Annotated in this window: 10 protein-coding genes; 7 read left to right on the plus strand and 3 right to left on the minus strand. The window is 42.1% G+C overall.

Features of this window, described 5'->3' with window-relative positions; all coding sequences use genetic code 11:
- Positions 1-113 precede the first annotated feature (113 nt).
- Positions 114-2,762, plus strand: coding sequence for a putative LPS assembly protein LptD (locus ACFQ3Q_RS09345; RefSeq protein ID WP_380745104.1), 2,649 nt, complete (start codon positions 114-116; stop codon positions 2,760-2,762).
- A gap of 14 nt (positions 2,763-2,776) precedes the next feature.
- Positions 2,777-3,166 (plus strand): RidA family protein, encoded by a 390-nt coding sequence (locus ACFQ3Q_RS09350; RefSeq protein ID WP_380745105.1) that lies wholly within the window; start codon positions 2,777-2,779, stop codon positions 3,164-3,166.
- Here the strand turns inward: ACFQ3Q_RS09350 and ACFQ3Q_RS09355 are convergent.
- From ACFQ3Q_RS09355 to ACFQ3Q_RS09365, 3 genes are all read right to left on the minus strand, one after another.
- Positions 3,150-3,515: a methylglyoxal synthase gene (locus ACFQ3Q_RS09355; RefSeq protein ID WP_380745107.1), complete on the minus strand. Its 366-nt coding sequence runs from the start codon at positions 3,513-3,515 to the stop codon at positions 3,150-3,152. The genes ACFQ3Q_RS09350 and ACFQ3Q_RS09355 overlap by 17 nt on opposite strands.
- Before the next feature lie 3 nt (positions 3,516-3,518).
- Positions 3,519-4,508, minus strand: a complete 990-nt coding sequence (pfkA, locus tag ACFQ3Q_RS09360; protein WP_380745109.1) for a 6-phosphofructokinase — start codon at positions 4,506-4,508, stop codon at positions 3,519-3,521.
- Positions 4,509-4,623: 115 nt separating this feature from the next.
- On the minus strand, positions 4,624-9,012 hold the full coding sequence (locus tag ACFQ3Q_RS09365) for a translocation/assembly module TamB domain-containing protein (RefSeq protein WP_380745111.1): 4,389 nt from the start codon (positions 9,010-9,012) through the stop codon (positions 4,624-4,626).
- Positions 9,013-9,133: 121 nt separating this feature from the next.
- Here ACFQ3Q_RS09365 and tsaD point away from each other — a divergent pair, with 121 nt between their 5' ends.
- From tsaD to ACFQ3Q_RS09390, 5 genes are read left to right on the plus strand one after another with little or no spacing between them, the layout of a single operon-like run.
- On the plus strand, positions 9,134-10,156 hold the full coding sequence (tsaD, locus tag ACFQ3Q_RS09370) for a tRNA (adenosine(37)-N6)-threonylcarbamoyltransferase complex transferase subunit TsaD (RefSeq protein WP_380745112.1): 1,023 nt from the start codon (positions 9,134-9,136) through the stop codon (positions 10,154-10,156).
- Positions 10,157-10,160: 4 nt separating this feature from the next.
- Positions 10,161-10,871, plus strand: coding sequence for a 16S rRNA (uracil(1498)-N(3))-methyltransferase (locus tag ACFQ3Q_RS09375; RefSeq protein WP_380745114.1), 711 nt, complete (start codon positions 10,161-10,163; stop codon positions 10,869-10,871).
- A 4-nt stretch (positions 10,872-10,875) separates the two neighbouring features.
- Positions 10,876-11,541: a DUF4159 domain-containing protein gene (locus tag ACFQ3Q_RS09380; protein ID WP_380745115.1), complete on the plus strand. Its 666-nt coding sequence runs from the start codon at positions 10,876-10,878 to the stop codon at positions 11,539-11,541.
- Entirely contained in the window at positions 11,538-12,062 is a 525-nt protein-coding gene (locus ACFQ3Q_RS09385) for a TrmH family RNA methyltransferase (protein WP_380745117.1), read from the plus strand. Before ACFQ3Q_RS09380 ends, ACFQ3Q_RS09385 begins: the two co-directional genes overlap by 4 nt.
- Positions 12,063-12,074: 12 nt before the next feature.
- On the plus strand, positions 12,075-13,163 hold the full coding sequence (locus tag ACFQ3Q_RS09390) for an AI-2E family transporter (RefSeq protein WP_380745118.1): 1,089 nt from the start codon (positions 12,075-12,077) through the stop codon (positions 13,161-13,163).
- The last annotated feature ends 4 nt before the right edge of the window (positions 13,164-13,167 follow it).

The following is a 13,167-nucleotide window of genomic DNA, read 5'->3' on the forward strand; positions in this document are numbered from 1 at the left end:
GTATTTTTGAAATCGCAAAAAGCAAGCCATTCTGTACAAAAATAGCACTTAAAGCATTGCAAACAAATATACCCAATATACTTTTTTGCTGCATTTTTATACTCCTGAGCCCAGTGTTTCTAACAGCTCAGGAAATTAATAATGATTCCGGTATCGAGGTTCAGGCTGAACGTGACAGTCTGGTCTATGTTGGCGATTCTCTCCCCCTGGCAAAGACCATTAAGATGCAGGACAGTATCCTCCAGGACAGCATCAAGCCTCAGGGCAACCAGCTAATTACCGATGTGGTCAAGTATAAGGCCAAAGATTATATGCGCCTTAGTGCTAAAGAGAATAAAATGTATCTCTATAATGAGGCCGAAATCACCTACCAGGATATGATCATTCAGGCAGGGCATATTATTATTGATAATAATAAAAATGAAGTCTATGCATACGGAATTCCGGATTCTACAGGAGCTTATTCTCAAAGACCTGTATTTACACAGGCTCAAAGAACGGTAGAACCCGATTCCATACGGTTTAATTTTGATACGGAAAGAGCCCTGGTCTATAATTCAAGAACCCAGGAAGCCCAGTTCAACGTGAAAGGAGAGGTCACTAAAAGAGAGAACGATTCGGTGTATTTTATGAAGAATGTGAAGTTCACCACCTCAAAAGATGTAGAAGACCCTGAATATTACTTCTATGCAAGACGAATAAAATTTGTTCCGGATAAAAAGATCGTTTCAGGACTGGTGAATATGTACATTGCCGATGTGCCTACGCCACTTGGCCTGCCCTTCGGGTATTTCCCTTTAACCGAAGAAGAGACCTCGGGTTTTATTATTCCCTCTTTTGGAGACAGCCGCTACGGCTACAACCTTCAGAACGGGGGGTATTACTTTGCCATCAGCGATTATGCGGACCTCCTTGTGCTGGGTGACTATTATACCAACGGGAGCTATGCTCTAAGAATGGAATCGAATTATGCGAAACGCTATAAATTCAGAGGGAACCTTAGTTTGCGATATGAAAAGCTGCTCACCAGTGAGCGTGGCTTTCCGGATTATTCAGAAAGGTCGGTTTATAATATCAGGTGGTCTCACAGCCAGGATTCCAAGGCAAATCCGAGTTCCAGATTTTCAGCTTCGGTAAACCTTGGGAGTAGTACTTATTATCAGGAATCGGTCAATCAAACCAACACCGCTAACTTCCTGAACAATACTTTAAGCTCTTCGGTTTCCTATTCCAAGACCTTTGAAGGAGACCCGCAGGTGAACCTTAGTATCGCTGCAAGGCATTCCCAGAACACCAGGACGCAAAGCATAAATATGAGCCTGCCAACTATTCAGGCAAGTATGTCGCGAATCTATCCTTTCGCTCCCAAAGTGGGGGCCAAAAAGGGGATCATAGAAAATATCAACCTTCAGTATAATTTCAGGGCCGAGAACAGGATCAATACTACAGACTCTCTGTTTTTCAAACCGGGAATGTTCAAGACTGCAGATGTGGGGGCGCAACATACCATTCCGGTTTCCACCAATTTCAAGTTATTCAAATACCTTAGCGTCAGCACAAGCGCCAATTACAATGAAACCTGGGTGCTAAAGACCTTTGAAAAGTCTTTTGATGAAAGAACAAATGAGGTAGTGACCGACACTATAAATGAATTCGATTCTTACCGTACTTATGGTTTCAGTTCAAGCATAGGAACCACCGTTTACGGGATGAAGAGCTTCGGGAAGGATAAAAAGATACAGGCTATAAGGCACGTGATGAGACCTTCCATAAGTTATAATTTAAATCCCGGCTTTGATCAGTATTTTGATAGTTACGAGAGGCCTGATCCTGCAAACCCTGACGATATCGCCCTGGTAGATTATTCCCGTTTTGACGGAACGCTGTATGGAGCACCCGGCAGGTTGTTTTCAAGTTCTATTGGGCTTAACATCAGTAATACCCTGGAAGCAAAGGTGCGCTCAAAAGACAGTACGGCTACCGAGCCTAAAAAGATCAAGTTGCTGAATAATTTTAGTATGAGCACTTCCTACAGCCTGTCCAGAGATTCACTTCGCCTCTCTCCTATCGCTCTTCGCGGAAGCATCCCGATCATCGACAACAAACTGGATATTAACCTCGCGGGTAACCTCGACATCTATGCCCTGGACAACAATAACCGAAGGATAGATAAGCTTAACATTAATAATGGCGGTAGTCTTTTCAGGTTTACCAACGCGAATGTGAGCTTTGGCTATTCCTTTTCGAGTAAGGATTTTGAAAAGGACGGAGAAGAGACTGAAGATAATATAGAGAATGAGAGTTACAGGAATGGTGGGCGTCGTGATGACCTCTTTGGGAAGGGTACCGACCTTGATGGAACTTTTTACGAAGATGAGGATAAATTTGGTGACGATGAAAAGAAAGAAGACAACGAATGGTATAACTATAAAATTCCGTGGGATATCAGGCTGTCTTATACAATGACCTACAATAATACTGCTAGGCAGAATGAGATCACCTCGCACTCCCTTATGTTCTCAGGAGATGTGGAGCTTTCCCCTAAATGGGTCGTTGGAGCTTCTTCCGGGTTTGACATCAAGGAAAAGGGCTTTACTTACACTCAGCTCCGGTTTCAACGAGACCTTGATTCGTGGCGAATGAGCTTTAACTGGGTTCCGTTTAGCCAGAGGCGTTCCTGGTATTTCTTTATCGGGATTAAGTCTTCTGTTCTTAGTGATATTAAATATGATAAACGAAGAGAACCGGACAGAAACCTTTAATAAATTCCAAGATTATGAAAAAGATCATCACAACAAAGAATGCACCGGCACCTATAGGGCCGTATAACCAGGCTATATTGACCGGTAACACCTTATACATATCAGGACAGATCGCTATAAATCCGGAAACGGGAGAGCTTGAGACTAACGAACTTGCTCAGGAAACCAAAAGGGTGATGGAGAACCTCAAAGCTATCTTGAATGAAGCCGAAATGGATTTTGAGAATGTGATCAAAACCTCCATTTTCATCAGTGATATGAACAACTTCGCTAAGATCAATGAGGTTTACAGTAGTTATTTTGATGCCGATACTGCACCGGCAAGAGAAACCGTAGAAGTAGCCAATTTACCTAAATTCGTAAATGTTGAGATAAGCGCTATCGCTGTTAAATTCCCTGGATAAGAAGCTTTGCCGTCGCCGGGTTTGTTGCCAACGCAACATTGTGTACATCACACAATCTCATCAGCATAAAAATATCGGGTTCGTGGGGGTGTTTATCTAAAGGATCCCTGAAGAAGACCACCATATCTATAAGCCCTTCGGCTACCCGGGCTGCAATTTGAGCATCACCGCCAATAGGTCCTGAAAGTAATTTTTCAACCTCAAAACCGGCAGCTTCGGTCTTGGCCCCGGTGGTACCCGTTGCAATGAGGTTTATTTCTTTAGACTGCAGGGTTTGCCTGTGTTCATTGAGAAACTGAACCATTTCGGCCTTCTTTCCGTTATGGGCAATTATTGCAATTGTTTTCATAGATCAGGTAGATAATATATCTGAGATTCTTAGCAGGTCCTTATTCATTACCGGCTTACTTTTTAAAGCTTTATCCAGGTCGCAGGATTCAATTTCATTGTTCAGCATTCCAACCATTTGGTCTCGCTTCCCATCCAATAACAGCTCCACTGCCTTTATGGAAAGTCTGCTGGCCAGGACCCTGTCAAAACAGCTTGGGCTACCTCCTCTTTGGATATGTCCTAACACAGTCACTTTAGCATCATACCTTGGAAGGTTTTCCTTAACATATTCGGCAAGTTCAAAAACGTTCTTCCCGATTTTATCGCCTTCTGAAACAACAACGATACTGGAGGTTTTTCCGGAACGACGACTGCGTTCCAGAGAATCAAGCAATCTTTCAAGGCCAAGATTCTCTTCAGGGATCAGGATCTCTTCAGCACCAGCCCCAATCCCGCTATTCAAAGCAATGAAGCCTGCATCCCGCCCCATAACTTCAACGAAGAACAGTCTGTTATGTGAACTGGCGGTATCCCTTATCTTATCGATAGCCTCAACAACCGTATTCAAAGCGGTGTCATAACCAATGGTGAAATTTGTTCCAAAGATATCATTATCGATAGTTCCCGGTACGCCAATAACAGGAATGCCGTGTTCTTTGCTAAATACTTTTCCGCCACGAAAGGTACCGTCTCCTCCAATTAATATCATTCCATCTACCTCAGCCTCCTTGAGATTTTCAGCTGCTTTGGCACGCCCTTCTTTGGTAAGGAAATCCTTAGACCTGGCAGATTTAAGAAATGTTCCCCCAAGGTTAATGATGTTTCTCACGCTTCTCGCATTCAATTCTTCATATTCACCGTCTATCATTCCCTGAAATCCACGGGCGAAGCCCACACATTTTATATGATAATAGGCGCAGGCACGAACCACTGCTCTTATGGCAGCATTCATCCCGGGAGAATCTCCTCCCGAAGTCATTACGCCAATCTTCTTAATACGATTATTTTCCATATAAGTTATTTAGCTATATAAAGCTACAAAGTCTCTTTAAATTATTGATAGAAGCAGGCTGATTAATTGATAAGTTTATAAAAAATATAACAAACCTGCAGGACGGTGATTTGGGTTATTGTTTCACCTTAACATCTTCCGGAAAGCTTATATATTCGGGAGCCAGTGACTTGGCAGATTTTTCCTGTTCCTCTTCCGCCGCCGTTTTTACGATTTCGGTATTCATTATTTTCCTGATCAGTTCCTTAAAGGTGTCAAAGTCTACCGAATAGGTAAGTCCTATCCCCTGGGTAAAGCCGATCTCCTCTCCAATAAACTGAATATTGTTCTCGCGGTTAAACACCTTTGCGCGTAGCGTACCGTCCTCATTCAGCAGAAAATCGATCTCCAAATCCCCAATTATGATAGATTCAGTCACTCCGCCAATAGGCACCCCAACCTGGCCGTTTATAAGTACACGGTCACTTATCTGGGTAGAAAGCGTAAGCCCGAAACGGTCCACGGTTTGCTGATCTGGGGTTCTGTCTCCCTGAACATAATTTACCCCAACCTGGAACTTTCCGTCATCATCAGCAAAGATATCGTTCACGATACTGGAGGCTCTTTCGGCAAGAGTACCGGTAATGGCATTCTGCCTAAGTCCGAATTCGCTGTAAAAAGCTCCTTGTGTTACCAGGAACAAAGCCTGAAGTTCCTTACTTGCCCGGTCATCCATTCGGTATTCCAATTCGGAACGGACCACGGAACTTGCATTAGGAAATTCAATATCGAAAGTAATATCCGGTTGCGCCACCTGGCCCTGAAGGTTGATGATCACCTCTACCGGGATCTTTCGGTTTATAGAAGGATTTTCCAGTAAAACAGCAGGATTGGCATTAAGTTCATAGATCGCGCTTACATCAAGCTGGGCCTGCATAGGATTCCCGTCCCAGTTGATACTACCTCCGGATTCCACCTTAAAAACTTTCTGAACCAGACCGGCATATTTAAAGTTGTAGACTCCTTCGTAAACCACGAAGTCACCCCACATATTGAATTTACCATTGGTATTTATCTCCAGCAATAAGTTCCCGGCACCGCGCCCCCTTAGGGTACTCCCGCTGGTCTGGTCTACCACTACTTCAACTTCAGCATCATTGGTGACATCCAGGTCAAAGATCATTTCCAATCCTTTCACATCCGGGAGTTCAATTTCCTTTCCGGCCATTCTTGCGGCCTTTTCTTCAGGCGATAAAAAGTGAATAAATGAATTATCACCAACAGATTCAGAATCGTTTAACGGGATCTTGAAAACCGTTCCTTTTTCTGTGGTGGCATTCACATCTATCACCAGCTCGTCTGTAGGACCTTTAATGCTTGCATCCCCGCTTATAAAGGCAGTTCCGTAATACAGGGCATCCTCATCGGCTTCGGTATCCAAGACAAGCATCCTGTCGGTAGTTATAGCCAGATCAAGCATCCATTCAGAGAAATTCCTATGCGAAATGCTCCCGTCAAGGACTCCCTTAGTCTTATACTTGGTATCAATGATGCCAATATTATCAAAAACGAATTTCTGCTTGGTAAGGTTCACCACGGCCTGATCCATAAAGTCCAGATCCACATTAAGATAAGGGATATTTAAGCCCGCGTCGTCAAGGACTAACTGCCCGGAAAAATCAGGGTTTTTATAATTACCCATCACCTTGGCCCTTCCCGTAGCATAACCTCTCATATCGGTAAGCACATCACCCCCTAAAGGACTGAATGCAGCAAGGCTTAGTTCGTCCAGCTTAACATCAAGGTCTATCGTGGGTTCATTTCCGGATACATCTATATTTCCAACTGCATTCAAGGACTCAAAACCTTCTTTCCTAAGTGTGGCATCTACAGAATAATTAGTAAGATTTTCATTTCCTTCAACATCAAGCCTGAGTTTTCCTAATAAGTTCTGGTTTATGGTAAGGGAATCTATACTCATAGAGGTGGCAGGATAATATGCCCCATTCTCCTGAAGTAAGTTCAGTTTCCCGTTGAGGGTTCCTGCAAGATCAAGGCTGTCAATGTCCGGTGTAACTTTCCCGATATCCACATTATCAAACTCCATTTTAAAATTCTTGTATGTGGTATCCCGCATAGAACCACTTAACCTGATTTCTTCATTCTTATGACTCATCACCAAAGAATCGATCACGATCTCACTGAAGTTCTTATCGAAAATGATCTTGTTGCTTTTATTGGCTTCTTTGTTCAGGAACCATTCATTTCCCTTGAATTTGATATCGGACTTCTGAATTCCCACCACAGATTTGTTTTCTTTGTTAATGGTGTGAAACAGGTTCAGGTTAAAGACATCATTATTCTCTTTGCCACCCTGGAATTCTGAACGAATAAATAGGGTATCCCGCTGGGTTACATTGATGAAGCTGAATTCTGAAAAACTATACAGATCGGTGGCAACACTGTCAGATTCGAAGAATGTGTTATAGATGGGGTTTGTGTTGTCTACCTGCAAATTAACGTCTTTAAACATATTGTCGAAAGCGTCGATTTGCGGTGATTTAAAACTGAGCTTAAATTCAGACTCGTCAGACTCTACCCTTCCTTTTATGAGGGTGTTTGGCGCCAGGGTGATCTTAGGAAAGAAAACTTCTACGATCTTATTATAGATCTCGAAGTTAAATTCCATATACTGGTTTTTTGTGATCGTGGAAGGCTTATAGTTCGTATAAATGCTTCCCAATGAGTTTTCGAACAAGGGGCGTACTTCAGCCAATTTAAATTCTCCGGTAACCTCCCCGCTTATCACATCGGGTGAATTTACGGTAATGGTTCGCTCATTGCCTTCAAAGCTTGAAGTGATACTAAAATCGTCGAAATAATAAAGGTCGTTCTGGTTGCGGTAGGAAGTATTTAATAGCATAATCCTTCCAAAAGCATTATCTACCGTAGTCCCTTTCATATTCATTATCACATCTCCCTTGAAAATAGAGATGCTATCCCTGGAAATGAAATTTAAGGCATTTAGATCAGCATACTGTACCGATGCTTCAAAATCATAAACATTTATATCTTCAGACAGGTCTGCAAGGCCATTGAACTCCATCTGGAGATTCGGATCGTTAGAGATCATATTCCCATTAAAAACAGGGTTCCTGAGGTTCCCGATCACCCGAATATCCTTATAAGTATAGTTATTGTAGGTAAGTTGTGAAACCTGGCCTTTTAGCTCGGTATCCAAATTTTCCTGGTCCAGGCCGCTACCGTCTATATTAAGGTCGAAATTGATCTTCCCGAGGGCCTCGTTCTCTACAAGACGTCCAATGTTGAAATCGTGCACTATAAGATTCCCTTTATAGGTAGATCTTGTCGAATTATCAAGATTCTTTAACACCATCTCGGCCTTGGCTGTACCCAGTTGGGAAGAGATATCCACATCGGCATCTACCGAGTTGGTGGTCACTATCCCGTTCCCCTGCATCCGTACACTTCCAAATTTACTCAGGTCTTTCGGAAGTTTTCCCGCTAACGGCCCCGGAAGAAAATTTACGAGATCATAATAATTGATCGTAAATTCATTAAAATCCCCGATAAGGTTAAAATCTTTGCCCTGGTCAGAAAAGGCACCTTTTACATTGAATTCTCCATAAACAGAAGTCCGGTCCAGTCCTTCCAGTTCAAAGCTTTTTAGATCGAAATCATTGAGGTAACCACTAAAATCGGTACTGAAATGCAGTAATTCTCCCCTTCCGAAGCCATTATAAAAACCTTTCAGGTCACTGCTCGAAAGTGTGGACTGATCGAAAACAGCATCAATTTTAACCTTATTCTCAAAATCGGAAAATTCTTCAAGGGTGTAAGTAAAATCAATATCGGCATTAAGCACACTTCCCGGCCCGGTTTGCAGCACAAATTCCTTAAGTGCCATATTTGTGGGGGTATAGGTAAACCTGGTGCTTAAGTTCTCAATGGGAATGCCTCTCTTTTCATATCCGCTTAATTTCTGAATTTCAGTACTAATCTCACCTCCGGCTATTTTCAGATCTTCAGCCAAAAGGTTAAGGCTGTCCAGCACTACCACATCAGGGTTTTCAAGCTCCTCGTCTATATAGTTATAATGGCTGTTCAGGATCTCTACCGTACTCACATTAAGGGTAAAGGCGGTACTGTCTCCGGATGGCTCCTTTCTTAGCTTATCCAGGAAAAGGCTGAAGTTATCCTTCTCCTCTCCCCTGTATTTTGTCATATTGAAGGTAAGGTCCCAGATGACGGTTTTCCCAAGATTAGGGGAATTATTCATTAACCTCGATAGGCTTAACAGCGAAGACCTCAGTTCACCGGCGTGAATTAAAGTATCCCCGTGATGATCTTCCAGATAGACATTATTTAATTTAACTTTGCCAAAATATCCAATCTTCACCTTGTCAATAGAAAGGTTGATGTTATTCTTTTGGTTAAGGGAGTCTGTTAACTTTCTTGCAACCGATGTTTGTACGGCAGGAATAGAGAAGATTATCAGGATCAAGATAAAAAGTAAAACCAGCGCAACCACTGTTCTAGTTAATATTTTCCAGAATTTTTTGATACGCTTTTAAGTTTTAACTTTGTAACACAATATTAACAAATTCTATGCCCAATAACTCTTAATGTCAACACAAAATATTTACATTTTAGGGATTGAATCTTCCTGCGACGACACCGCCGCAGCGGTACTTCATAATGGCAAAATATTATCGAATATTGTCGCCACCCAGGAGGTTCATAAACAATACGGTGGTGTTGTTCCTGAACTTGCATCCAGGGCCCATCAGCAAAATATCGTTCCGGTGATCCATCAGGCAATAGCCAAAGCAAATATCGTTAAAAAAGACATATCTGCAATTGCTTTTACAAGAGGCCCCGGATTAATGGGTTCATTGCTCGTTGGCACCTCTTTCGCTAAGTCCCTGGCGATGGGGCTGGATATTCCTCTTATTGAGGTTAACCATATGCAGGCCCACATTTTAGCACATTTTATTAAGGAAGATGGTTTTGATCAGCCTGAATTTCCCTTTATCGGACTCACCATTAGTGGCGGTCATACCCAGATCGTGAAGGTTTCTGACTATTTTGCAATGGAGGTGATTGGAGAAACCATAGATGATGCCGTGGGAGAAGCCTTCGATAAAAGCGCAAAGATCCTCGGCCTTCCCTATCCCGGCGGACCGTTGATAGATAAATATGCTCAAAAAGGGAATCCTAAGGCATTTAAATTCCCGAAACCTAAGGTAGAAGGTTTGAACTTTAGTTTCAGCGGATTCAAAACGGCAGTACTGTATTTTATTCAACGAGAAACCAGGAATAACCCCGACTTCATCAAGGAGAACCTGGAAGATATCTGCGCTTCCATCCAATATACGATTATAGGTATTCTTACCGATAAACTGAAAAAAGCCGTCAAAGAGACCGGTATCAAACAAATCGCCATTGGCGGCGGTGTGTCGGCTAATTCGGGGATCAGGAATGCTTTAAAAGAAGCCGAGAAAAAACACGGCTGGAAATGTTTTATTCCTAAATTTGAATATACCACAGATAATGCGGCGATGATTGCTATAGTGGGACACTATAAATTCCTGAAAGGAGAATTTTCAGATTTTTCAACTACGGCAAAGGCACGATATAAAATTTAAGATTATGCAGTTATTTTATAATCCCGAAATTTCAGAAACGGATACCCAGATTCTGTTCCCCCGGGATGAAAGCAAACATATCGTGAAGGTGCTGCGGAAAAAGGAAGGTGATATTCTTAATGTGACCAACGGAAAAGGAGTGCTTTTTAAGGCAGAAATAATTCAGGCCGATATCAAACAATGTGTCGCCAAAGTCCTGGAAGCAGAAAAGGAAAAAGCTCCTCCTTATCATTTACATATGGCAGTTGCGCCTACAAAGATGAATGACCGTTTTGAATGGTTTTTAGAAAAGGCAACAGAGATCGGCGTTCAGGAGATCACTCCGGTAATTTGTGATCACAGCGAGCGCAAAGTGGTGAAGCTGAATCGCTTTGAAAGGGTCTTGCAGAGTGCGATGAAACAATCCCTGCACTTCAGTTTTCCAAAGCTGAATGAACCTGTGAATTTTTCAGAATTCATTCAACAGGAAAAAGATTCGGTTAAATTTATAGCTCATTGCGAAGAAGACAAGGAAAGGAAGTCCCTGAAAAACGAAATTAAACCGGGCAGTAAAACCACTATTCTTATAGGCCCGGAAGGGGATTTTTCTTCTGAAGAGATCGAAAAAGCATTGAAAAATAACTGGAAACCGGTAAGTCTTGGCAACAGCAGGTTAAGGACTGAAACCGCTGCAATTGTAGCCTGCACTACCGTGGCCCTTACGAACGAAGATTGATTAGATGAAAGGAAAGCTGTTCAAATATTTAAGATTGTGTGTTCTGACGGGATTTTTTCTCTTCAGCCATAGTCTTTTTGCTCAGGAAATAGCGCTCCTTAAATATCAGGGTGGTGGAGACTGGTATGCAAATCCTACATCCCTGCCTAATCTTATCGCTTTTTCAAATGCTAATATTCAAACGGCCATAAATCCTAAACCGGAAACCGTAAGCCCCGGAAGCACCGATATTTTTCAGTACCCGTTCGTGCATATGACGGGACACGGGAACGTCTATTTCAGTGATCAGGAAGTTGAAAACCTAAGAAACTATCTTATGAGCGGAGGTTTTCTTCATATAGACGATAACTACGGGATGGAAAAATACCTGCGCAAGGAGCTCAAAAAGCTATTCCCTGAAAAGGAACTGGAAGAATTGCCGGCAGATCATCCTATTTTCAGTACTGCTTATAATTTCCCTAACGGAATTCCAAAGATTCACGAACACGATGCCAAGCGCCCACAGGCCTTTGGGATCTTTGTGAAGGACAGGCTGGTCTGTCTTTTCACTTATGAAAGTGACCTTGGCGATGGCTGGGAAAACCAGGAAGTGCATAACGATCCCGAAGAAACAAGACTTAAAGCTCTTAAAATGGGCGCGAACATCCTTAAATACGCTTTTGAAAATTGAAGAAACAGCTCTCACACCACGAGTCAAAGTTCGAAACCCGGAAATTACCCATAACACTTATTGTAGATAATGTCACCGGGGAAGCTAACCTTGGGAGTCTTTTCAGGCTTGCCGATGCCTTCAACATAGAGAAGATCGTCTTCTGCGGCTATGAGCCAAACCTGAAAAGCAACAGGCTAAAAAGAACGGCAAGAAATACGCACGAATATGTGGAATTTGAATACCACGAAGATAGTCTTGACGCCGTTAAATCTTTTAAGGATTCAGGCTATTTGATCTATTCTCTCGAAATTACCAAGAATAGCATTCCTGTGGAAGATTTTGAATATGAACCCGGTTCAAAGCTGGCGCTTGTCATTGGGAATGAATCTTTCGGTATTGAAGAAGATATCCTAGAAAACAGTCATAAAACCCTGCATATCAACATGTACGGAAACAACAGCAGTATGAATGTAGCACAGGCAACAGGCATAGCGTTATACGAAATATCAAAAAGCATATTAGCTTTCAATAAGAAATAATATATTTACCCTGTGAATTCGAAATCCATAGCTTACGGACTTTTAAGAGCGATAGGAATCGTGCTGGGGATCATTCTCCTGCTTTACTTTCTATACGAGATCCAGTCAGTTTTAGTTTATATCGCTATTGCGGGAGTCATCTCTCTTATTGGGAGGCCAGTGGTGATCTTCCTGAAACATAAGCTCAAAATTCCCAATCAGCTCGCGGTTATCATTGTGCTGCTGCTGGTACTGGCCATTTTTATAGGGATCATTTTTGTTTTTGTTCCAATAATAATAGAACAGAGCAAATATCTGGGGCAGATAGATATTGAAGCCTTCAAAAGTGACCTTAACGAACTTAATAACCAGATAAATGCCTATCTGGGCGTTGAAGAGATCAACATCATTGAAGGATTAAAACGAAGCGAATTTGTCCGGAATTTTGATGTGAGCATTATTCCAAAGTTTCTGAATAATGTCTTCGGTATACTTGGAGCTACGCTTGTTGCGGTCTTCTCCATCCTGTTTATTTCTTTCTTCCTGCTTAAAGACAGCAAATTAATGCTTAACAGTATCCTTGTTTTTGCTAATCACGGGGAAGAAAAAAAGTTCCAGAGGGTCTTCAACAAGATCAAAATTTTGCTTTCCCGCTATTTCGTAGGCTTAACGATGCAGGTGACGGTATTGTTCATTTTATACACCATTTTGCTGAGCGTATTTGAGATCAATAACCCTATAGCTATTGCCTTTATTTGCGCAACGCTGAATCTGGTCCCCTATTTAGGCCCCGTGTTTGCGGGTATCCTGATGGCATTATTTGTAATCTCGAGTAACCTTGGAGCCGATTTCCAAACCATCATTTTACCAAAACTGGCTTATGTGATGCTGGGATACGGAATTTGCCAGGTGATAGATAACCTTATCTCTCAACCGATGATATTTGGAGCCAGTGTTAGGTCGCATCCACTGGAGATCTTCCTTATCATCCTTATTGCAGGACTGCTTTTCGGGATCACAGGAATGGTTGTGGCTGTTCCTTTTTATACCGCTTTAAAAGTGATCGCCAAGGAATCTTTAAGCGAATATAAGATCGTAAAGCGACTTACCAGGGACCTTTAAATCT

This window comes from Salegentibacter chungangensis (assembly GCF_042678405.1).
GTDB lineage: Bacteria > Bacteroidota > Bacteroidia > Flavobacteriales > Flavobacteriaceae > Salegentibacter_A > Salegentibacter_A chungangensis.

Bases quoted from the DNA above. Each gene is read 5' to 3' on its own strand.
- ACFQ3Q_RS09350 (WP_380745105.1), top strand. From the start codon at position 2,777: ATGAAAAAGATCATCACAACAAAGAATGCACCGGCACCTATAGGGCCG.
- ACFQ3Q_RS09355 (WP_380745107.1), bottom strand. From the start codon at position 3,515: ATGAAAACAATTGCAATAATTGCCCATAACGGAAAGAAGGCCGAAATG.
- pfkA (WP_380745109.1), bottom strand. From the start codon at position 4,508: ATGGAAAATAATCGTATTAAGAAGATTGGCGTAATGACTTCGGGAGGA.
- tsaD (WP_380745112.1), top strand. From the start codon at position 9,134: ATGTCAACACAAAATATTTACATTTTAGGGATTGAATCTTCCTGCGAC.
- ACFQ3Q_RS09375 (WP_380745114.1), top strand. From the start codon at position 10,161: ATGCAGTTATTTTATAATCCCGAAATTTCAGAAACGGATACCCAGATT.
- ACFQ3Q_RS09380 (WP_380745115.1), top strand. From the start codon at position 10,876: ATGAAAGGAAAGCTGTTCAAATATTTAAGATTGTGTGTTCTGACGGGA.